Source organism: Geoalkalibacter sp., assembly GCF_030604225.1.
GTDB lineage: Bacteria > Desulfobacterota > Desulfuromonadia > Desulfuromonadales > Geoalkalibacteraceae > Geoalkalibacter.
Map to the genome: position 1 here is coordinate 1 of NZ_JAUVWH010000006.1, position 19,844 is coordinate 19,844.

Consider the following 19,844-nt stretch of genomic DNA (forward strand, 5'->3'; position numbering starts at 1 on the left):
CCGACCCTGGGCGCCCTGGTGACCGAGCTCATGCGCGCCGGCGGCCATGCCGGGCACGAGGTTTTTTTCATCCTGACCCGCCCGCAATCTGCTTATTCCTTTCAGGCACTCAATTTCGAACCCCTGGTCCACCATCCGCAAACCACTCTGCTGGAATTCGGCGGCGGCTTGCGCCGCTATCTCACCGGGTACGCCGCCTGGGTCGCGCCCGGCAACAACGGCGCCCTGGTGATGAACTGCAATCCCTTCACCCGCGGTCATCAGTACCTCATCGAGCAGGCCGCGCGGCAGGTGGACATTCTCTACATTTTCGTGGTGCGCGAGGACCGCTCGGTGTTTCCCTTCGCGGTGCGCAAGCGCCTAGTCGAGGAGGGCACGGCCCATCTGCCCAACGTGCGGGTGCTCGACAGCTCGCACTACGCGGTGAGCAGCCTCACCTTCCCGGCCTATTTCTTAAAGGATGCCGAAGAGGCCGCGCAGGTGCAGATGGAGGTCGACGCTCTGCTCTTCGCCGGCAAAATCGCCCCCTTCTTCCACATCCGCCGGCGCTTTGTCGGCAGCGAGCCCTATTGCCGCACCACGCGCCTCTACAATGAGACGCTCAAGCGCCGGTTGCCGCCCTTGGGCATCGCGGTGGAGGAAATCGAGAGGGTCACGGCGGCGGCGGATGCCATCAGCGCCTACCGGGTGCGTGAGGCGCTGCGCCTTGAGGCCCATGAAGCGGTGCGGCTGCTGGTTCCCGACGCCACCTTTCGGTTTCTGATGTCCGATGAGGCCCAGCCCCTACGCGACAAGCTCAAAACCTACCAGAGGAGACACTGATGGAGATCCGCAAGAAGGTTCAGGCCGGCACCCTGCAGTCGAGCGATCTCATGGTTTTCGTGGAACCGGCCGAGACCCTGAGCATCGAGATCGAATCGACGGTGAAAAAGCAGTTCGAGCATTTGATTCACGCGCGTATCGAGGTGGTGCTTGAGCGCTTGCAGGTCACCCGCGGCCATATTCGCCTGAGTGATCGCGGCGCCCTGGATTATGCCATCGAGGCGCGCGTGGAGGCGGCCCTGCGACGGGCGGCCCTGGAGGGTTAGATGAAAGGCTACTGGTATAAGGAATGGGAGCAGGGTCGGCGCTTCATCCTCAAGATCAAGCCGGGGCGGCGCCTCAAGGAAAGTCTCAGCCAGTTCGTGGCCGAGCGCGGCATCACATACGCGGTCATCACCTCGGCGGTGGGCTCGGTCAGCCAGGTGCACCTGCGCGGCATCAAGGCCGGTGCGCGGCTGCCCATCACCGAGGCGCGCATGAACCAGCACCGCATCGAAGGCCCCCTGGAATTGGTCGGTCTCGAAGGCAACCTGGTGCCCGACGAAAGCGGCCAAATCGACTGCCACCTGCACATTCTGGTGGCCAAGTCCTCGGGCGAGGTCCTCGGCGGCCACCTGTTCGACGCCGAGGTGTTCGCCAGCTGTGAAATCATCCTCAGTGAAGCCCTGGTCGCGGGCATCGAGCGTCACCCCTCGAAAAGCGGCGGGGTACCGACCATCTTCATTCAGGAAGGGGAAGATCGACCATGAGCGCTCTGCAACTGCGCCGCACGCTGCTCTACGTGCCGGGCAACATGCCGTCCATGCTGCAAAACATCCCCATCTTCCAGAGTGACGGGGTGATCATCGATCTCGAGGATGCCGTGCCGCTTTCGGAAAAGGACGCCGGCCGCATTCTGGTGCGCCGCTTTCTCGACGCCTATGCGCAGCGCAACAAGGAAATCCTGATCCGTATCAACCCCCTCGACAGCAAGTGGGGCATCGAGGATCTGCGCGCCGTGCTGCCCGCTCTGCCCGACGGCATCCGCCTGCCCAAGGCCGACACCCCGGAGATCGTGGAACGGCTGGATACCCTGCTCACCGAATTCGAGGAGGAGCTGGGCATTGAGATCGGCCGCTTCAAGATTCTGCCCTCCATCGAAAGCGCCGCCGGAGTCATCAACTCCATCAAGATCGCGCGCTGCTCCCAGCGGGTCTTCGCCCTGGCCTTCGGTGCCGAGGACTACACGGCCAGCCTGGAGATCGAGCGCACCAAGACCGGCGAGGAACTGTTCCACGCCCGCACCCGCGTCATCTGGGCGGCGCGCGCTGCCGGCATTCAGGCCATCGACAGTATCTTCGCCGATGTCGGGGACATGGAGGGGCTGCGCCGCGAAACCGAGTTGATCAAGCGCCTCGGCTTTACCGGTAAATCCCTGGTGAATCCGCGCCAGATCGAGGTTGTACACGAAGTCTTCGCCCCCAAGCGCGAGGAAATCGACTACGCCCTGCAGGTGGTGGAGGCCATCCAGAAAGCGCGCGCCATGGGCACCGGGGTCATTTCCCTGGGCGGCAAGATGGTCGATGCGCCGGTGGTCAAACGCGCCCTGCGGGTGCTCAAGACGGCGCGCGCCCATCATCTGATCGACATGGATATCGACGATGAGGTGATTTATGGTCAGGAATAGCCTCGGCCGCTGGATCCCTGAAACGTTCAACGGAAAAGCGCTCATCCCCTACCGAGATCCCTTTGCCCTGCAACCCCAGGGAATGCGCGCCAGCCGTCCTCTGACCCGCGTCAATCCCGGCGCCTCCAAGGTGTTGGGCAGCCTGCGCGAGGCCATCGAGGCCAGCGGACTGCGCGACGGCATGTGCATCAGCACCCACCACAGCCTACGCAACGGCGATGTGCTCCTCGGCCAGCTGGTGCGCGAGATTGATGCCTTGGGTATCCGCGGCATCACCATCGCTTCGAGCTCCATCCATCCGGTGCATGCTGAACTCATCCCCTACATCGAAAAAGGCGTGATCGCCGGCCTTGAATGCGGCGTCAACGGCCTCATCGGTGAACAAATCTCCCGCGGCCTGCTCAAATGCCCGGTGGTGGTGCGCACCCACGGCGGCCGCGCCCGTGCCCTGGTGTCCGGCCAGGTGCCCGTGGACGTGGCCTTTATCGCCGCGCCGGCCTGCGACGAATACGGCAACCTGAGCGGCAGCAGCGGCCCCGCGGCCTGCGGCAGTCTTGGCTACGCCCAGGTGGATGCCGAGCACGCGCGGGTGGTTGTGGCGGTCACCGACAACCTGCGCCCCTACCCTGTCGCGCCCCTGTCCGTTCCCCAAACGCTGGTGGATTATGTGGTGTGCGTGCCCACCCTGGGCGACCCGAAAAAAATCGTTTCCACCACCACCCGCATCACCACCGACCCCGTGGGTCTGCAGATCGCTCAGTACGCGGCGCGGGTCATCGAGGTCTCGGGCCTGTTGCGCGCGGGATTTTCCTTTCAGACCGGCTCGGGCGGCATTTCCCTGGCCGTGGCCAACCATGTGCGCACCCTGATGCGCGCCAACCGGATTCAGGGCAGCTTCGGCTGCGGCGGCATCACCGGCTATTTCGTCGACATGCTTGAAGAAGGCCTGTTCCAGACGCTCTTCGACGTGCAGTGCTTTGATCTCAAGGCGGTGGAATCCATCGGCCGCAATCTGAATCACGTGGAAATCAGCGCCGACATGTACGCCAACCCCTTCAATGCCGGTGCCGTGGTCAACCGTCTCGACGCGGTGATTCTCGGCGCCACGGAAATCGACACGCGCTTCAACGTCAACGTCAACACCGAATCCAACGGCTACCTGCTGCACAACACCGGCGGCCACAGCGACACCGCCGCCGGGGCCAAGCTGGCAATCATCGTCGCTCCCTCCATGCGCGGGCGCCTGCCCATCATCCGCGACGAACTGACCACCATCACCACCCCCGGCGACACCGTGGACGTGGTGGTCACCGAGCGCGGCATCGCCGTCAACGAGCGCCACGCCGATCTCAAGCGCGAACTGCTGCGCTGCAACCTGCCGGTCAAGGACATCGGCCAGATTCAGGCGGAGATCACCCGGATCACCGGGCGACCCCGACCCTTGGAATTTTCCGACGATGTGGTGGGGCTCATCGAATACCGGGACGGGAGCATCATCGATGTCGTGCGCCGCATTGCGGACTAGCCTGCTGGAGGCACGCGAGACGCGCCAAGGCAGCATCGATCAGGCCCTGGCCGCTGGTCGGCCCTGGGTCGCCTGCCTGAGCCTGGCGCTGCCCGGGGCGGATAAAAACCCGCCCGGCGCTGACGCGCTGTTTTCCTGGGGGCGCGCCCGCTTGCAGGGAGAAATCCCCGGTTTTACCCTCCTGGCGGCCTGGGACGATGCCCTGGGTCCCTGGTTGGTTCTGGACGGCTCCGAGGATCCGGTGAGCGCCAAACGCGCCGGCGTTGCCGTGGAAAACCTTCATCCCGCCGCGCGCCTGCTGGATGTGGATGTCTATCTCGCTGCCGGCGAGCCCCTCGGCCGCGCCTCCCTGGGCTTGGAAGAGCGGCCTTGCCTGCTGTGCCGGCGGCCGGCGCGCACCTGCATTCGCTTGAAACGCCATGAACCTGAAACCATCATGCGAGCCGCCCATGCACTCATCGCTTGCTTTAGCCCTGCATCGCCTGGCTGACTGCCTGACCGAAGGCCTGCGCCGAGAACTCTTCCTCACGCCCAAGCCCGGCCTGGTGGATCTTCTCGATTCCGGCGCCCATCCCGATCTGTCCCTGCCCCTGATGATGGACTCCATCGGCCTGGTCGGGCAAGGCTACCGCACCTTTGCCGAGGTCCTTGCCCAGGGCGGCAGCGCCGCGGATCTGGTTCCCATCGGCCGCCGATATGAAGCTCTTATGTTCGAGCGGTTCGCCACCAACACCCACAAGGGCGCGATTTTCCTGGGTGGCTTGCTGCTCTGTGCCCTGTCGGGCTGCGCGGGCCGGTGTGAGGATCTGCGACCAGCCGTCATGGCCGTCGCGGCGCAAATGCTGCCCGCTCATGACACCGGCGAGACGCACGGCGCGCGTCTGCGTCTGGCGCGGAAGTCCGGTGGAATCCTTGACGAAGCCCGCCGCGGCCTGCCGGCACTTTTTGAAGCGGCTTTGCCGGCCATCGCCGCGACACGCACCGCCGGCGGGAATGAAACCCGAGAGGGTCTTGCCGCCTTGGCGGCCCTGATGCAGCACGTCGAGGACACCACGGCCCTGCATCGTTGCGGGCCGATGGGGCTGGAGCGCCTGCGCCGCGATGGCGCCCAGCTTGAATGGCTGCTGACACAAGGTGTCGATCCTTGGCCGTTTCTGCTTGCCGCCAACCGCGAGTATATCGCCATGCGTCTGACCATGGGCGGCGTTGCCGATCTGCTGGCGATGGCTTTTGGGCTGAGCGAATTTGCCCCGTCCTTGACCTTCGCCACCCTGAATGTTGTACCCCTGCACGCCTGATTTTCTTTTTTGGCCCCCCTGTGATATTTTTTCCCCTCGCCTGAAAAATCGCCCCCAGGGAGGTTACCTAAGCATGCAAGCCAAGCCTCATGCAAAAATTCTCGGAACCGGCCGTGCCGTTCCCGAAAAAATCCTGAGCAACGCCGATCTGGAGAAAATGGTCGACACCTCGGACCAGTGGATCATCGAGCGCACGGGCATCCGTACCCGTCACATCGCCGAACCCGGCACCGGCGTGGCGCAGTTGGCCGCGGCGGCCGCCCGCAACGCCCTGGACGACGCCGGGCTCGGGCCCCAGGACATCGATCTGATCATCGTCGGCACGGTGAGCGGCGATTATAAATTTCCCGCCACCGCCTGCCTGGTGCAGCAGCAGCTCGGCATCGAGCAGGCCGCGGCATTTGATGTCTCGGCCGCCTGCTCGGGTTTTCTCTACAGCCTGCGCCTCGGCGAAAGCCTCTTGCGCTCCGGCGATTTCCGGCGCGCACTGATTATCGGCGGCGAGGTGTTGAGCTCCCAGGTCGACTGGAGCGACCGCAACACCTGCACCCTGTTCGGCGACGGCGCCGGCGCGGCGATCATCGGTCCCAGCCAGGACGAGAGCGGCATCCTCGCCCTGCATCTGCAAAGCGACGGCCGCCACGCCGGCTTACTCATCAATCCCGGCTGCGGCAGCGCCAATCCGCCGCGTCCCGACAACCTGCATCTGCACGCCATCCGCATGGAGGGGCGCGAAGTGTTTCGCCATGCGGTGGCCGCCATGAGCGATGGTCTGGACCGGGTTCTTGGGAAAACGGGACTGCGACTGGAGGATATCGACCTGCTTATTCCTCACCAGGCCAATCTGCGCATCATTCAGGCAGTGGGCAAAAAGGTGGGGATGCCCGAGGACCGGGTCTACGTCAACGTGGATCGTTTCGGCAACACCTCCGCCGCCTCGATTCCCATGGCCATCGACGAGGCGCGCCGCTCGGGCCGCATCGCGCCGGGCCATCTGGTGGCGGCGGTCACCTTCGGCGCCGGCTTCACCTGGGCCGCGGGGCTGATACGCTTCTGAAAAGGATAAATTTTCGCGGGCCGCGCGCCGATAAGAAACAAAATTCAAGATCCCCAGGAGCCTGGCTTATGCGTCTTCACCGCTGGTTGCTGATCCTTGCGACTCTCGTTCTTCTCTCGGCCTGCAGCCCTTCCCTCGAATCGGGCGCGCGCAACCTCAATGCCACCACCCTCGGCGACAATCTGGTCCACGGTCAAACCACCCGCCAGGAGGCCTACAACCTGCTCGGCCCCCCTCAGTCCATCATCCGGCCCGGCGAGAGCTCGCGCTCGTTTTTGCTGCCCGACGCCGGCCGCCACCCGCTATTCCCCGATGCCGAAGTCTGGACCTACAGCAGCCGCCGCATCGCCAACGCCTATGCCCTCGACCCACGCCCCGTCTCTCACCAACACACCACCCTGCGCCTGTTTTTCGACCAGAACGGCATCCTGCAGGACTATTCCCTGCTTGAGATGAACAACTGACCTCTGTGCGAGACGCAAAAAAAAGGCCCGCGAAGCGGGCCAATACCAGGAAGAGAGGAACGTTGTTTCTTTTTTTTGCCGCCGACCTCAGCCCAGGAAGTGGACCAGGGCAGCGCCAAAAACTGCGCAACTTAGGGCAACGAGGACAATCTGAACAAGAAAATAACCCGAATGTTTTTGATTTTCCATGAGCCTACCTCCCTCTGTTTTATAACGATGTTATATATAAGCTCGCTCCCTGTCAAGGCCTAAAATTTTTCCAAGATTTTTTTGCTGTTTGCACTCCGGGAGAGAATTGGTTAAATTGTTGGGATTTTTCAACTCCGGGAGGTTGACCCATGGGAAAAGTACTGATTATCGGCGCCGGCGGCGTCAGCCAGGTGACGACCTGGAAGTGTGCCATGCTGCCTGAGGTTTTCGAGGAAATCTGCCTTGCCAGCCGCACCAAGTCCAAATGCGACAAGATTGCCGCCATGCTGCCGCGCCCCATCCGAACCGCGCAGCTCGACGCTGACAACCCTGAAGAAACCATCGCCCTGATCAAGGACTTCCAACCCGATCTGGTGGTCAACCTGGCGCTGCCCTACCAGGATCTCGCCATCATGGATGCCTGCCTGGCGACGGGCGTCGACTACCTCGACACCGCCAATTACGAACCGCCGGACACGGCCAAGTTCGAGTATAGCTGGCAGTGGGCCTACCATGACCGTTTCAAGGACAAGGGCATCATGGCGCTGCTCGGCAGCGGTTTTGATCCCGGCGTGACCAGCGTCATGACCATGCACGCCCTCAAGCACCATTTCGACGAGATCCATACCCTCGACATCATCGACTGCAACGCCGGCAGCCACGGCATGCCCTTCGCCACCAACTTCAATCCGGAAATCAACATCCGCGAGGTCACGGCCAAGGGGCGCTTTTATGAAAACGGCCAATGGATCGAAACCGATCCGCTTTCGGTCAAGCGGCCCTTCGAAATGCCAGAGGGACTGGGCACCCTCAACATCTATCTGATGTACCACGAGGAGCTTGAATCCCTCGCCAAGTTCGTTCCTGGGCTCAAGCGTGCCCGCTTCTGGATGAGCTTTTCCGACAACTACCTCAAGCACCTGGAAGTTCTGCAGAATGTCGGAATGACGGGCATCGAGCCCGTCGAATTCCAGGGCCAGCAGATCATCCCCCTGCAATTTCTCAAGGCGCTATTGCCCGACCCGGCCTCCCTCGGCCCCCTGACCAAGGGCTACACCTGCATCGGCGTGATGGTCGACGGCATCAAGGACGGCAAGCGGCGCAAGTATTACATCTACAATATCTGCGACCACCAGGCCTGCTACGCCGAGGTCAAGTCCCAGGCCATCTCCTACACCACGGGCGTACCGGCCATGATCGGCGCCAAGCTCATGCTCACCGGCGCCTGGCGCGGCCAGGGCGTGTTCAATATCGAGCAGTTCGATCCCGATCCCTTCATGGCCGACCTCAATCGCTTCGGCCTGCCCTGGAAGGAAGTCTTCGACCGGGGCCTGGAAGACTGATTCGCCACTGCACGGCACAGCCCGGAAGCGACCGATCCGGGCTGTGCCGCCTTCATTCGCCAGGAAAATAAGTTGATGATGGACCAGATCTGTGCCCGGAAAACCGACCTGAGCGGGATCAAGACCCCGGCCTTTGTCGTCTTCGAGGAAGCCCTGGAGCATAACCTGGCGATCCTGCAACGGGTCATGGACCAGAGCGGCGTGCGTATCCTGCTCGCCCTCAAGGGCTTCGCCATGCACCACTGTTTTCCCCTGCTGCGCCGCACCCTCAAGGGCACCTGCGCCAGCGGCCCGCACGAAGCGCGCCTCGGCCGCGAACTGTTCGGCGGCGAGGTGCACGGCTTCGCCGCAGCCTTCAGCGAGGCCGACATCCGCGAGATCGCCCCACTGTGCGACCATCTGGTGTTTAATTCCATCGCCCAGTGGCGCCGTTTCGGCAAGTTGGCGCGGGAACTCAACCCCAACCTCGAGTTCGGTCTGCGCTGCAATCCCGAGCACATTGAAACGGAAGTGGCCATCTACGACCCCTGCGGTCCCGGTTCACGGCTGGGCATCATCCGCGCGGAGTTCGACGCGAGCGCCCTGGAGGGGATCAGCGGCCTGCATTTCCATACCCTGTGCCAGATGGGCGCCGACGCCCTGGAGCGCACCCTGGCCGCCTTCGAGGCGAAGTTCGGCGAATTTTTCCCGCGGATCCGCTGGGTCAATTTCGGCGGCGGGCACCACATAAGCCGCGCCGACTACAATGTCGATCACCTCATCGGCCTTCTCAAGGATTTCAAAGCGCGCCATCCCCACCTCGAGGTCTATCTCGAACCCGGCGAAGCCGTGGCTCTCAATGCCGGCATCCTGGTGGCCTCGGTCCTCGACCTCACCCGCAATCACGAGGTCGCCAACGCCATTCTCGACACCTCGGCCACCTGCCACATGCCCGACGTGCTGGAGATGCCCTACCGCCCGCACATCATCGGCGCCGGCCTGCCGGGCGAAAAGGCCCATACCTATCGGTTGGGCGGGCTGTCCTGCCTGGCCGGCGACGTCATCGGCGACTATTCCTTCGATCAACCCCTCAACGTCGGCGATCGCCTGATGTTCCTCGACATGGCCATCTACTCCATGGTCAAGACCAACACCTTCAACGGCATGAAGCTGCCGTCCATTTATTACGGGCGCTGGGATGGGACGGTGGAACTGGTGCGGGAATTCGGCTACGAGGATTTCAAGAATCGCTTGTCCTGAGTTCTTTTTTTTTCGCCACGCGCGCTTGCCGGATACAAATGGGCGGGTAAGATTTTGCCTTGGACCCGTTTTCAGCCGCTCAGGGAGGCGCTCATGCTCAAGTCTCGGATGCTGGTGGATTACCGCAGGTTTCGCACGGCTCGCGTCCTCATCTTCGTGGATGTGAGCGACGGCAAGAAAGCGGCCCGCCTGCTGCGCGAACATGGCGAAGCCATCGAGCGGCTGACGGCGCGTTTTTCCGCGCAGCTGCTGATGGCCGAATCGGCCCTGATCGACCCCGAGCGCATTGTCGAGCAGGATGTGGCCGACGCCTGGCTGCTGTTGCGTCTCGAAGGCCCCAACCGCGCCCTCGCCACGCGCAAATATCCCCAGTATCTCAATCTGGATGCCCGCCCCGACTGGGAGAATTACGCCTTTCAGGAGTTGGTGCGCCAGATCCGCGAAACCCGCGACATCAACGATCAGGTCGCGGGCCATTACAACCGCTACAGCTTCACAGCCCCGGCCGGCCTGGCCGAGGAATCGCGACCCGGCATTTCCTGATTCCATTTTCGCGCCAGCCGACATGCTTTCTTGAGGAGTTCCAACGTGGTTCATGAAATCAGCCACCCGCTGGTCCAGCACAAGCTTGGCCTGATGCGCCGCCAGGACATCAGCACCAAAGCCTTTCGCGAACTGGCCGCCGAGGTTGCCATGCTGCTCACCTACGAAGCGACCAAGGGCCTGGAAATGGAGACCGTCGTCGAGGAGGGCTGGGCCGGCCCCGTGGAGGTGCGGCGCATCAAGGGCAAGAAGATCACCGTGGTGCCGATCCTGCGCGCCGGTCTGGGGATGATGGAGGGCGTGCTGAGCCTGATTCCCAGCGCGAAGGTCAGCGTCGTCGGCCTTTATCGCGATGAGCACACCCTGGAGCCGGTGCGCTACTTTGAAAAAATGACCAGTTGCGTCGAGGAACGCATGGCCCTGATTCTTGATCCCATGCTCGCCACCGGGGGCACCCTGGTGGCCACCGTTGACCTGCTCAAGGCCGCCGGCTGCCGCAGAATCATGGGATTGTTCCTGGTCGCCGCGCCCGAGGGCATCGCCCGCATCACCAGCGCTCACCCCGACGTGGATATCTACATCGCCGCCGTCGATGAGCGGCTCAACGAGCAGGGCTATATTTTGCCCGGCCTCGGCGACGCCGGCGACAAGATCTTCGGCACCAAGTAAACCGATATCCGCGAGAAACCCGCCATGCTTCAAGACCCCTCGCCCAGCGATTACCAGTTCCGCCTGCGCGATAGCCTGATCGGCGCGCAGATGCTCTTCGTCGCCTTCGGCGCCCTGGTGCTCGTGCCCCTGCTCACCGGACTCGACGCCAACGTCGCGCTGTTCACCGCCGGCGCCGGCACCCTGGTTTTTCAGGTTCTGACCCGGCGCATGGTGCCGGTATTTCTCGCTTCATCCTTCGCCTTCATCGCGCCCATTCTCTACGGCGTACAGACTTGGGGCGTTCCCGCCACCCTGTGCGGACTGGTCGCGGCGGGATTTTTCTATGTAATTCTCAGCTTGTTCATTCGCTGGCGCGGCGTCGGCACCTTGCAGCGCCTGCTGCCGCCGGTGGTGACCGGCCCGGTGATCATGGTCATCGGCCTGGTGTTGGCGCCGGTGGCCGTCAATCTGGCCTTGGGCCGCAGCGGCGACGGTGCCGTTGAACTGGTCGCGCGCGGCCCGGCCCTGCTGGTCTCCATGGGCGCGCTGACAACCGTGGTACTGGCCTCGCTGCTGGGACGCGGATTCGTGCGGCTGGTGCCGATTTTGCTGGGGATCGGGGTGGGGTATGTGCTGGCCCTGCCCTTTGGCCTGGTGGATTTTTCCGGGGTACGGGACGCGGCCTGGTTGGCCCTGCCGGCCTTCGTTTTGCCGGAGTGGAACTGGCGCGCGGTGCTGTTCATCGTTCCCGTCGCCATCGCCCCGGCCATCGAGCATTTCGGCGACATCCTCGCCATCAGTTCCGTGACCGAGCGCAACTACCTGAAGAACCCCGGTGTCCACCGCACCCTCATGGGCGACGGCCTGGCCACGATCCTTGCCTCATCCCTGGGCGGGCCGCCCAACACCACCTACTCGGAGGTCACCGGCGCCGTGGCCCTCACGCGGCTGACCAATCCGGCCATCATGACCTGGGCGGCGCTCTCGGCCATCTGCCTCTCGTTCGTCGACAAGCTGGGCGCCCTGCTGCGCACCATCCCCACCCCGGTCATGGGCGGCATCATGCTGCTGCTCTTCGGTGCAATCCTGGTGGTGGGGCTCAGCTCCCTGGCGCGCTGCGGCGAGGATCTGATGGAGCCGCGCAACCTGGCCATCATTTCCCTGATCGTGGTGTTCGGGGTGGGCGGCATGACCTTCTCCGCCGGTCAGTTCGTCATCGAGGGCATCGGCCTGGCCGGCTTGCTCGGCGTGCTGCTCAACCTGCTGCTGCCGCGCCCTTCCCGCTCAGCCCGAGAAGCTCGTTGACCCTCTCGCCGTCAAGGGTTTCTTCCTCGAGCAGGGCCTTGGCCAGCTTGTTCAGCAGATCGGCTTTCTCCGCGATGATCCCTTCGGCGGCCGTCTCGCCGGCCTTGAGAAAATTCTCGATTTCCTGATCGATCCGCCACGCCATCTCTTCGCTGAAGGTCTTTTCCGTCGCCAGTTTTCGCCCGAGGAAGGGGTGCTCCTCACCGCGACTCAAGGCCACCGGCCCGATTCGCTCACTCATGCCCCATTGGCAAACCATCTTCTCCGCCAGTTCCGTCGCCTGCTTGAGATCGTTCTGCGCGCCGGTGGACACTTCGCCGAACTCAGCCTTCTCCGCCGCCCTGCCGCCCAGGCAAACCGCGATGCGCGCTTCCAGATAGGAGCGCGGATAGTGGTAGCGATCATCCTGCGGCAATTGCTGGGTCACACCCAGGGCCTGCCCGCGCGGGATGATGGACACCTTGTGCACGGGGTCCGCGCCGGAGGTGAATTTGGCCACCAGGGCATGTCCCGCTTCATGATAGGCGGTGATGCGCTTTTCCTTCTCGGTCAACATCAGCTTGCGCTCGGCACCCATGAGGATGCGGTCCTTGGCCTTTTCCAGGTGGCGCATGCTCACTTCCGAAGCATTCTCGCGAGCGGCGATCAGCGCCGCCTCGTTGATCAGGCTTTCCAGGTCGGCGCCGCACATGCCCGGCGTGCCGCGCGCCAGCACCCGCAGATCCACATCCGCCGCCAGGGGCACATGGCGGCTGTGGACCTTGAGGATTTCCTCGCGCGCCCGCCAGTCGGGCCGATCCACCACCACCTGACGATCGAAACGCCCCGGACGCAGGAGGGCTGTATCAAGAACATCGGGGCGGTTGGTGGCGGCCATGACGATCACCTCGGAATGGGGCTCGAAGCCGTCGAGTTCCGAGAGCAACTGATTGAGGGTCTGTTCGCGTTCGTCGCTGCCCCCGCCCAGGCCGGTGCCGCGGGAACGGCCGACGGCATCGAGTTCGTCGATGAAGATGATGCTCGGCGCGTTTTTCTTGGCGCTGGTGAACAGGTCGCGCACCCGGCTGGCGCCCACCCCGACGAACATTTCGATGAATTGCGAGGCGGAAATGGAAAAAAACGGCACCCCCGCCTCGCCGGCCACGGCCCGGGCCAGCAGCGTTTTTCCGGTGCCGGGCGGTCCCACCAGCAACACCCCGCGCGGCACCTTGCCGCCGATGCGCTTGAATTTTGCGGGCTCGCGCAGAAAATCCACCACTTCCTTGAGTTCCTGCTTGGCTTCGACCAGGCCGGCCACGTTGTCGAAGGTCACCTTGGAGGTTTCCTGGGTGTAGAGTTTGGCTCCCGACTTGGAGAAACTGCTCATGAATCCGCCCGGCCCGCCCTTGCCGCGCATGCTGCGCAGGACGAACCACCAAACCCCGAAAATCAGCAGCCAGGGCAGCAGGTAAAGAAAGGCCGTGGACCAGGGCGACGGACTGGCCTCGGGCTTGACGTGCACCACCACGCCGCCCTCTTCCAGTTCCTCCATCAGTCGCGGATCCTGGAAAGGCGGCAAGGTGGTGCGAAACTCCTCGGAGAGCACCGGTTTAGCGTCCGGGCCCGGGGACGCGGCATCGGTGGTGGTCAGGGCGGCGCGGAAGCGACCACTGACCGCCGCGCCCTGCATCCACACCTCCGCCACATTACCCGCGCGCAGTTCCTGCTTGAACTGGCTGTAGCTGATTTCCAAGGGTGCCGACGGGGGAGGAACGGTTGCGACGTAAAGCAGATTGAAGGCGATCAGCAGCAGAAAAAGAATAGTGAGCTGTTTCCAGGGCCCTTTGTTCATCACGTCTTCCTGAAGGGACAGCGAAGTTGATGGATGATTTACCTAAAGGATGGAAGCGGCGGGGCGGATTGTCAAATTCGGCGGGGCATTTTCAGCGGGCGCGCTCGCGCCGGTCGAGGTGATAATTGCTGCCCGGGCGGGTCTTGACGAAGTCCTTGATTTCCGCGGCGACCCGCGCGATCTCGGCGGGTGAATGGATATCGCGGCGCGCGTCGCTGACCACGGCGATGGAGATGGTCATCAGAGGAAACTGGCGCGTCTGGCCATAACGATCGATGCCGGTAATAAAACCCTGCCGGCGGTCCTCCTCGCTGTAAAACTCCGGGATCATTGCGTCGAAGCGCTGGATGACATGCCGGCAGATGGCTTCGGCCCGCTCGTCTTCGGTGATGAACACAAAATCGTCACCGCCGATGTGGCCGATGAAATCGTTTTCTCCACCGACCTCGCCCCGCACGGCGGCCAGCAGATCGGCCACCGCCTTGATCACCTCGCTGCCGCGGGCATAGCCATAGTGATCGTTGAAGGCCTTGAAATCATCCAGGTCGATGTAGCACAGGGCAAAACGCACATCGCGTTTGATGCGGTCGGTGAGCGCCCGTTCGATGGCGATATTGCCCGGCAGATAAGTCAGGGGACTGGCGTCGAGGCAGAGCTGCTCGGACATTTTGAGTTTCTGCGCCATGGCTTCAAAGCTTTTGGCCAGATCTTCCAGGGCGTCGCCGGTGCGCAGCCCGAGATTGAGATCGAAATTGCCCTTGCCGACCATGAAGGTGGCTTCCTTGAGTTTGCGGATGCCCCCGTTGAGTTGCAGCGCGGTGAGAATCACCGCCACCAGACCGCAGAGCACGCCGAAGAGTGAGGTGAAGAACACCGCCGTCGATACTCCTGAGGAAAAACCGCGCAGGGAAATGAGCTCGGCGTCCAGGGTGCGCTGCGCCGCCAGGTGCAAGGTATCGAGCAGCCCATGAAGGTGTCCGGCCTGGGGCCCCAGCACCGTCGCGGCGCGCTTTTTCGCCTCCCCGGCCCGGCCGCCGGCGACCAGTTCGATCTGCTGCTCGAACTGGTCGAGGTAGAGAGCGTAGCCGGACCGCAGTTCGTCCAAGCGCGTGGAACCCGGCAGATGCACGGAGGCACGCAGCAACCCCTGGTCGAACTGACGCCGATAGTACTGAAACAGGTTGAGAACCCCCGGCGAGGGCGATTCAGGATAGATCTCGGCGCATTGCTCCAGGGAACTCATGGCGGTCTGCAGGCCGCGGATGGCGGTGGTTGCCTGGACGGACTGGTTGAGGATGAGCTGCGACGTTTCGGATACCCGGTGCAGGTAGAGCAGGGCGTGCCAGGATGCCCCCACCAGAAAGACGGCGAGAATTAGGTAGCCGGAGAGGATTTTCAGCGAGATGGACAAACGCACCGACGACGATTCCTTGCCTGAGGAGAATCCAAAGCCCCTGCCGGGCGACGGGAGGCCCGCAGGGGCTCGGACAGCGCCGGGAACAAGCTGGAAGTGGCCCTAACCGGCCTTGCGATCTTCCTCCGCCTGGAACCAGCGCTGGAACCAGGTCCGATGATCCTTTTCGGCAAGGATCTGCAAATCTTTAGGACCAAGCCACACGCCGCCGCAATCCGGGCACTTGTCGAGAGGCACCTCGCGAAACACCATCTTTTCCAGGGGTTCGCCACACTTGGGACAGCGGTCCTGGCAGCATTCCCGGATCAGTCGTTCCTTGGAGTCCTCGCGCAAGCGGGCGATTTTTTCCGCTTCCAGCTTGCGGAAATATTGATTTTCCAGCGCTTTTTTTCTTTCTTCCCAGAGATCGGTCATAAGCATCACCCAAGGCAAGGGGTTGATTTTATTTCTAATTATAGCGGATCCGGAAACTCTGGCAAGGCCGCCGCGCTCCTGGTGCGAGGGTCAGGCATCCACCCGGTAGCAACCGGCGCCGAAGGAAGCGCCCTTGCCCAATTGCAACAGGGATCCCAGATGCAACAACCAGCCCAGGCAGGGCAGGGACTCGCCCTCCACCCTCAGGCGCCCGACAAGGCCGCCGAGTTCCTGGGGGCCGGCCTGGCCGTCGAGGGTGCGCCAGTCCTGCCAGTGCAACTCATTGCCCAGGATCAGCACCTCACCAGCGGCCCTCTGCCAGGGGCGAGGATCGGCAATGATCTCCAGGCCGCAGTGCGCATGGATCATGGAGGTGACCCGGCGCAGGATGAAGGGAAAGAGGCTCGCGAAGGTCGGACGAAACAGGGGACGGCCTTGGGACAGAAGCCGCGCCGGGGTGACGAATTCCAGGCAGGCCTGCTCGCCGAGGACGGGCAGGGACTCAAGCCACCAGGCGGCGGAGAGGATGGGCGGCACCAGGGGACCGGCGGAGCGGCCGCGTTTCCAGAGCCATTGTTGATCCCCACCGGGTTTGCGCGCGGCCATGGCCGTCAACTCGAAGCGCCCCTCGCCGCGATTGAGGCCGCTGCCGCCCAGGGCCCTGAGGGTTTCGGCAAAAGCACCGAGAAACTGAATGCCCCGCCCCCAGAACAGGACACTCAGGGACATCTGGTCGCCTTCCTCATAAGCATCGCACAAGGCAAGATCGGGATGGATGACGAAGGACGGGCCGGGCCGCTGAAAACGCTTTACCGCAGCGGGGTCGGTGCTCAGGGGCGGATCGAAGAGCGCCGCGAAGGCCTCGCCGTCTCCCAGGGTGAGAAGCCCCGCCGCACGCAGATCGCGCCGCACGCGCAACAGGCGCGGCAGGTCGAAATCGAAGGCCTCCTGGAATTCCAGGGTGAAATCGACCAGCACGAAATCCACATCGGCCAGGGCGCGGGGCGCCGCAAGGGTCATGTCCAAGTGAAATTGCCTTTAACGCGGCTTTCTGTTATGGTACCGGGCCGTAAGAAACCCCCGTGGCCGTCCGGCCTAGCCCGAGGACGCCCAGCCCTGCTCGGAGTTGAACCGACCCATGTTTCCCTTTGAACTACTAGCCGTCGATCCCGCCAGCAAGGCCCGGCGCGGCCGCCTGACCACCCCGCACGGGGTCATCGAAACACCGATTTTCATGCCGGTAGGCACCCACGGCGCCCTGAAGGCCATGACCACCGCCCAGGTCGAGGAGACCGGCGCGCAGATCATTCTCAGCAACACCTACCATCTGCACCTGCGGCCCGGCGAGGGGCTGGTGGAGAAAGCCGGCGGCCTGCACCGCTTCATGAACTGGAACAAGCCCATCCTCACGGACAGCGGCGGTTTTCAGGTCTTTTCCCTGCCCAAGAAAAAAATCACCGACGACGGCGTGTTTTTCCGCCACGAGGTCACGGGCAGCGAAATCTTCCTTGGCCCGCGGGAAGCCACCCTCATCCAGAACGCCCTGGGCGCCGACATCATCATGGCCTTCGACGAGTGCATCCCCTACCCGTCGACCCATGCCTATGCCGCCCAATCGGTAAAAAAAACCCTGCGTTGGGCCGAACTCTGCCAAAAAGCCCACGCGCGCCCCGATCAGGCCCTATTCGCCATCGTCCAGGGCAGCACCTATGAGGATCTGCGCCGCGACTGCGCCAAGGCGCTGGTGGCGATGGATTTTCCCGGCTATGCAGTGGGAGGGGTGAGTGTCGGCGAGGGTCTGGAGCTGCTCAAGAAGGTGGTGGAATATACGGCGCCCTTTCTTCCGGAACACAAGCCGCGCTATCTCATGGGGGTGGGGTTGCCCGAGGACATCCTGGAGAGCATCGAGCGGGGCATGGACATGTTCGACTGCGTGATCCCGACCCGCTACGCCCGCAGCGCCACCCTGTTCACCAGCCACGGCCGCCTGCGCCTCACCCACCGCCGCTATCGCCGCGATTTCTTTCCCGTCGATCCGGCCTGCGACTGCTATTGCTGCAAGAACTTCAGCCGCGCCTATCTGCACCATCTATACAACGCCAACGAGATTCTCTCGGCCACCCTGGCGGCGATTCACAACGTGCAGTTCTATCTGAATCTCACCGCCGCCGCCCGTCAGGCCATCGAGCAGGGCGATTTTATCGCCTTCAAAAAGGATTTTCTCGGCCGCTACCAGAGCCAGGGCAAGGGCGACGAGTAAGGCGCCCGACCTCCCCGATCCCAAAGATCAATCCATCGCCACCACGAAGCTGCCGCCAAAGCCCTGGGACTCAAATCTCAGGGTGGCGGCATCGGCCGCGGCGAGGCTGGAAAACTTGCCGGCGCGCACCCGATAAAAGAGCTGCCCTCCCACGTAGCCCTGCTGAATCACCGAATAGCCTTCCTGGCGGCGCATCTGGTCGGCCAGCCGCTGGGCATTTTCCAGCACGGTAAAGGCGCCGATCTGCACCGAGTAGTTTTCGACTTCCCAGGTGCGCGGCGCCTGATAGCTGACCCGTCCCGCCGCATCGGTCTGCCGATAGCCCAAGGCCTCGACCCGCACCGGCGCCGTGCCCGGCCCCACGACTTCGAGTTCCCTGGCCGCCGCGTAGGACAAATCGATGATACGCCCCTTGGCGAAGGGTCCGCGGTCATTGAGGCGCAAAACGACTTCGCGGCCGTTGCGCAGGTTGGTGACCTTGACGTGGATTCCCAGGGGCAGGATCCGGTGCGCCGCGGTCATGGCATGCATGTCATAAATCTCGCCGTTGCTGGTCTTCTTGCCGTGAAAATCCGGGCCGTACCAGCTTGCCACGCCCTCCTCGACGAAACCCTCATGGTCCTGCAAGGGATGATAGCGCTCGCCGAACACCTCGTAGGGCCGCTCCCAACCCCGCAGTTTCGGCTGGGGCGCGGGTGCGGCGGGAACGCCCGGTTGCGGCGCGGCCGGCGTCGACACGGATGGCGGCGCCGGCGGGGGCGCCGGACGAGACGGCGGCGGAGCGGGTGCGGCGCAGGCGGTCAGCAACGCGATGAGCAGCATCCCGCCCAGACGAGCCAGGGCAACGACAGCCGGTTGGGACATCGCGGCTACTCGGCCACCATGGTCATGGCGCGGAATTTTTGGTAACGCTGCTCCACCAGTTCCTCGCCGGAGAGTTCCTGCAATTCGGCCAGATGCTTCTTCAGAACCTTTTTGACCTGGGCCGCGGCGGCGGCGGGATCATTGTGCGCGCCGCCGAGGGGTTCGGGAATTACCTCGTCGATGACGCAGCCCAGCGCGTCGATGTCCGCGGCGGTCAGCTTGAGGGCCTCAGCGGCGATGGGCCCCTTGGTGCCGTCGCTCCACAAGATGGCGGCGCAGCCCTCGGGAGAGATGACCGCGTAGACCGAATACTCCATCATCAGCACCCGATTGCCCACGGCAATCGCCAGGGCGCCACCGGAACCGCCCTCGCCGGTCACGGTGACGATCACCGGCACGCTCAGGGCCGCCATCTCGCGCAGGTTGCGGGCAATGGCCTCGGCCTGGCCGCGCTCCTCGGCGCCGATGCCGGGGAAGGCGCCGGGGGTATCGACGAAGCAGAAAATCGGCAGACCGAACTGCTCAGCCATCTGCATGACGCGCAGCGCCTTGCGGTAGCCTTCGGGATTGGGCATGCCGAAGTTGCGGTATACCTTTTCCTTGGTGTCGCGCCCTTTTTGGTGACCGATCACCGCGCAGGGCTCGCCGTCAAGGCGGGCAAAGCCGCACACCAGGGCCGGATCATCGCGGAAATTGCGGTCGCCGTGCACCTCGAACCAGTCGGTGAAGATGTGGTTGACATAGTCCAGGGTGTAGGGACGGTTCATGTGGCGCGCCAGTTGGGTGCGCTGCCAGCGGTTCAGATTGGAGAAAATGTCCTCGCGCAGCTTGGCGGCCTTTTTCTCCAGCTTTTTGATGTCGCTGGTGAAATCCACGTTCTCGGTGGAAAAATCACGCAGTTCGCGAATCTTGCGTTCCAGATCGATGATCGGTTTTTCAAAATCGAGGTGAAATTGCAT

The 19,844-nt window shown here is 63.4% G+C and carries 21 protein-coding genes; 15 read left to right on the forward strand and 6 right to left on the reverse strand.

The genetic code is table 11. The features are described from left to right. The 14 genes from QAT43_RS01540 to QAT43_RS01605 all read left to right on the forward strand — a co-directional run. Nucleotides 1-822, forward strand: an 822-nt coding sequence (locus QAT43_RS01540; RefSeq protein WP_305041266.1) for an adenylyltransferase/cytidyltransferase family protein, incomplete at its 5' end; no start/stop codon positions are given. Beyond that, nucleotides 822-1,088 carry a citrate lyase acyl carrier protein gene (citD, locus tag QAT43_RS01545; RefSeq protein WP_305041267.1) on the forward strand — a complete coding sequence of 89 codons (267 nt, stop codon included), beginning with the start codon at nucleotides 822-824 and terminating at the stop codon, nucleotides 1,086-1,088. The genes QAT43_RS01540 and citD, both read left to right, overlap by 1 nt. Further along, nucleotides 1,089-1,571: a PPC domain-containing DNA-binding protein gene (locus QAT43_RS01550; RefSeq protein ID WP_305041268.1), complete on the forward strand. Its 483-nt coding sequence runs from the start codon at nucleotides 1,089-1,091 to the stop codon at nucleotides 1,569-1,571. Beyond that, nucleotides 1,568-2,488: an HpcH/HpaI aldolase/citrate lyase family protein gene (locus tag QAT43_RS01555; RefSeq protein ID WP_260746481.1), complete on the forward strand. Its 921-nt coding sequence runs from the start codon at nucleotides 1,568-1,570 to the stop codon at nucleotides 2,486-2,488. Before QAT43_RS01550 ends, QAT43_RS01555 begins: the two co-directional genes overlap by 4 nt. After that, complete coding sequence (gene citF / locus QAT43_RS01560) at nucleotides 2,475-4,013, forward strand: citrate lyase subunit alpha (RefSeq protein WP_305041269.1); 1,539 nt, start codon at nucleotides 2,475-2,477, stop codon at nucleotides 4,011-4,013. Before QAT43_RS01555 ends, citF begins: the two co-directional genes overlap by 14 nt. Beyond that, nucleotides 3,988-4,503, forward strand: coding sequence for a citrate lyase holo-[acyl-carrier protein] synthase (locus tag QAT43_RS01565; protein ID WP_305041270.1), 516 nt, complete (start codon nucleotides 3,988-3,990; stop codon nucleotides 4,501-4,503). The genes citF and QAT43_RS01565 overlap by 26 nt, the downstream gene beginning before the upstream one ends. Then, nucleotides 4,463-5,311: a triphosphoribosyl-dephospho-CoA synthase gene (locus tag QAT43_RS01570; protein ID WP_305041271.1), complete on the forward strand. Its 849-nt coding sequence runs from the start codon at nucleotides 4,463-4,465 to the stop codon at nucleotides 5,309-5,311. Before QAT43_RS01565 ends, QAT43_RS01570 begins: the two co-directional genes overlap by 41 nt. Before the next feature lie 73 nt (nucleotides 5,312-5,384). Beyond that, nucleotides 5,385-6,368: a beta-ketoacyl-ACP synthase III gene (locus QAT43_RS01575; protein WP_305041272.1), complete on the forward strand. Its 984-nt coding sequence runs from the start codon at nucleotides 5,385-5,387 to the stop codon at nucleotides 6,366-6,368. Between the two features lie 68 nt (nucleotides 6,369-6,436). Next, entirely contained in the window at nucleotides 6,437-6,832 is a 396-nt protein-coding gene (locus QAT43_RS01580) for a hypothetical protein (protein ID WP_305041273.1), read from the forward strand. A 338-nt stretch (nucleotides 6,833-7,170) separates the two neighbouring features. Continuing rightward, nucleotides 7,171-8,364 carry a saccharopine dehydrogenase family protein gene (locus tag QAT43_RS01585; protein WP_305041274.1) on the forward strand — a complete coding sequence of 398 codons (1,194 nt, stop codon included), beginning with the start codon at nucleotides 7,171-7,173 and terminating at the stop codon, nucleotides 8,362-8,364. Between the two features lie 78 nt (nucleotides 8,365-8,442). Beyond that, complete coding sequence (gene nspC / locus QAT43_RS01590; protein ID WP_442900178.1) at nucleotides 8,443-9,603, forward strand: carboxynorspermidine decarboxylase; 1,161 nt, start codon at nucleotides 8,443-8,445, stop codon at nucleotides 9,601-9,603. A 93-nt stretch (nucleotides 9,604-9,696) separates the two neighbouring features. Continuing rightward, nucleotides 9,697-10,146, forward strand: a complete 450-nt coding sequence (locus QAT43_RS01595; protein WP_305041276.1) for a hypothetical protein — start codon at nucleotides 9,697-9,699, stop codon at nucleotides 10,144-10,146. A gap of 45 nt (nucleotides 10,147-10,191) precedes the next feature. After that, a complete protein-coding gene (gene upp, locus QAT43_RS01600) occupies nucleotides 10,192-10,815 on the forward strand; it encodes a uracil phosphoribosyltransferase (protein WP_305041277.1) in 624 nt (207 codons plus the stop codon). 24 nt (nucleotides 10,816-10,839) lie between these two features. Further along, nucleotides 10,840-12,102: a uracil-xanthine permease family protein gene (locus QAT43_RS01605; protein ID WP_305041278.1), complete on the forward strand. Its 1,263-nt coding sequence runs from the start codon at nucleotides 10,840-10,842 to the stop codon at nucleotides 12,100-12,102. Here the strand turns inward: QAT43_RS01605 and ftsH are convergent. The 4 genes from ftsH to cas6 all read right to left on the reverse strand — a co-directional run bounded on the left by ftsH (nucleotide 12,053) and on the right by cas6 (nucleotide 16,781). After that, a complete protein-coding gene (ftsH, locus tag QAT43_RS01610; protein ID WP_305041279.1) occupies nucleotides 12,053-13,933 on the reverse strand; it encodes an ATP-dependent zinc metalloprotease FtsH in 1,881 nt (626 codons plus the stop codon). The two genes, QAT43_RS01605 and ftsH, sit on opposite strands and share 50 nt — an antisense overlap. A gap of 91 nt (nucleotides 13,934-14,024) precedes the next feature. After that, complete coding sequence (locus QAT43_RS01615; protein WP_305041280.1) at nucleotides 14,025-15,350, reverse strand: GGDEF domain-containing protein; 1,326 nt, start codon at nucleotides 15,348-15,350, stop codon at nucleotides 14,025-14,027. 99 nt (nucleotides 15,351-15,449) lie between these two features. Next, nucleotides 15,450-15,761: a zf-TFIIB domain-containing protein gene (locus QAT43_RS01620; RefSeq protein ID WP_305041281.1), complete on the reverse strand. Its 312-nt coding sequence runs from the start codon at nucleotides 15,759-15,761 to the stop codon at nucleotides 15,450-15,452. A 90-nt stretch (nucleotides 15,762-15,851) separates the two neighbouring features. Next, the gene (gene cas6 / locus QAT43_RS01625) at nucleotides 15,852-16,781 is read right to left on the reverse strand and encodes a CRISPR system precrRNA processing endoribonuclease RAMP protein Cas6 (RefSeq protein WP_305041307.1); all 930 of its coding nucleotides are present in this window, start codon (nucleotides 16,779-16,781) and stop codon (nucleotides 15,852-15,854) included. A gap of 118 nt (nucleotides 16,782-16,899) precedes the next feature. On the opposite strand from cas6, the gene tgt reads away from it, so the two are divergent. Continuing rightward, nucleotides 16,900-18,021 (forward strand): tRNA guanosine(34) transglycosylase Tgt, encoded by a 1,122-nt coding sequence (gene tgt / locus QAT43_RS01630; RefSeq protein ID WP_305041282.1) that lies wholly within the window; start codon nucleotides 16,900-16,902, stop codon nucleotides 18,019-18,021. A gap of 27 nt (nucleotides 18,022-18,048) precedes the next feature. Here tgt and QAT43_RS01635 read toward each other — a convergent pair whose 3' ends face one another. Then, nucleotides 18,049-18,885, reverse strand: a complete 837-nt coding sequence (locus QAT43_RS01635; protein WP_305041283.1) for a septal ring lytic transglycosylase RlpA family protein — start codon at nucleotides 18,883-18,885, stop codon at nucleotides 18,049-18,051. Nucleotides 18,886-18,890: 5 nt separating this feature from the next. Beyond that, on the reverse strand, nucleotides 18,891-19,844 hold the full coding sequence (accA, locus tag QAT43_RS01640) for an acetyl-CoA carboxylase carboxyl transferase subunit alpha (protein ID WP_305041284.1): 954 nt from the start codon (nucleotides 19,842-19,844) through the stop codon (nucleotides 18,891-18,893).

Coding starts and splice junctions, on each gene's coding strand:
- citD (WP_305041267.1), top strand. CDS start 822: ATGGAGATCCGCAAGAAGGTTCAGGCCGGCACCCTGCAGTCGAGCGAT.
- QAT43_RS01550 (WP_305041268.1), top strand. CDS start 1,089: ATGAAAGGCTACTGGTATAAGGAATGGGAGCAGGGTCGGCGCTTCATC.
- QAT43_RS01555 (WP_260746481.1), top strand. CDS start 1,568: ATGAGCGCTCTGCAACTGCGCCGCACGCTGCTCTACGTGCCGGGCAAC.
- citF (WP_305041269.1), top strand. CDS start 2,475: ATGGTCAGGAATAGCCTCGGCCGCTGGATCCCTGAAACGTTCAACGGA.
- QAT43_RS01565 (WP_305041270.1), top strand. CDS start 3,988: ATGTCGTGCGCCGCATTGCGGACTAGCCTGCTGGAGGCACGCGAGACG.
- QAT43_RS01570 (WP_305041271.1), top strand. CDS start 4,463: ATGCACTCATCGCTTGCTTTAGCCCTGCATCGCCTGGCTGACTGCCTG.
- QAT43_RS01575 (WP_305041272.1), top strand. CDS start 5,385: ATGCAAGCCAAGCCTCATGCAAAAATTCTCGGAACCGGCCGTGCCGTT.
- QAT43_RS01580 (WP_305041273.1), top strand. CDS start 6,437: ATGCGTCTTCACCGCTGGTTGCTGATCCTTGCGACTCTCGTTCTTCTC.
- QAT43_RS01585 (WP_305041274.1), top strand. CDS start 7,171: ATGGGAAAAGTACTGATTATCGGCGCCGGCGGCGTCAGCCAGGTGACG.
- nspC (WP_442900178.1), top strand. CDS start 8,443: ATGGACCAGATCTGTGCCCGGAAAACCGACCTGAGCGGGATCAAGACC.
- QAT43_RS01595 (WP_305041276.1), top strand. CDS start 9,697: ATGCTCAAGTCTCGGATGCTGGTGGATTACCGCAGGTTTCGCACGGCT.
- QAT43_RS01605 (WP_305041278.1), top strand. CDS start 10,840: ATGCTTCAAGACCCCTCGCCCAGCGATTACCAGTTCCGCCTGCGCGAT.
- ftsH (WP_305041279.1), bottom strand. CDS start 13,933: ATGAACAAAGGGCCCTGGAAACAGCTCACTATTCTTTTTCTGCTGCTG.
- QAT43_RS01620 (WP_305041281.1), bottom strand. CDS start 15,761: ATGACCGATCTCTGGGAAGAAAGAAAAAAAGCGCTGGAAAATCAATAT.
- cas6 (WP_305041307.1), bottom strand. CDS start 16,781: ATGACCCTTGCGGCGCCCCGCGCCCTGGCCGATGTGGATTTCGTGCTG.
- tgt (WP_305041282.1), top strand. CDS start 16,900: ATGTTTCCCTTTGAACTACTAGCCGTCGATCCCGCCAGCAAGGCCCGG.
- QAT43_RS01635 (WP_305041283.1), bottom strand. CDS start 18,885: ATGTCCCAACCGGCTGTCGTTGCCCTGGCTCGTCTGGGCGGGATGCTG.
- accA (WP_305041284.1), bottom strand. CDS start 19,844: ATGCAATTTCACCTCGATTTTGAAAAACCGATCATCGATCTGGAACGC.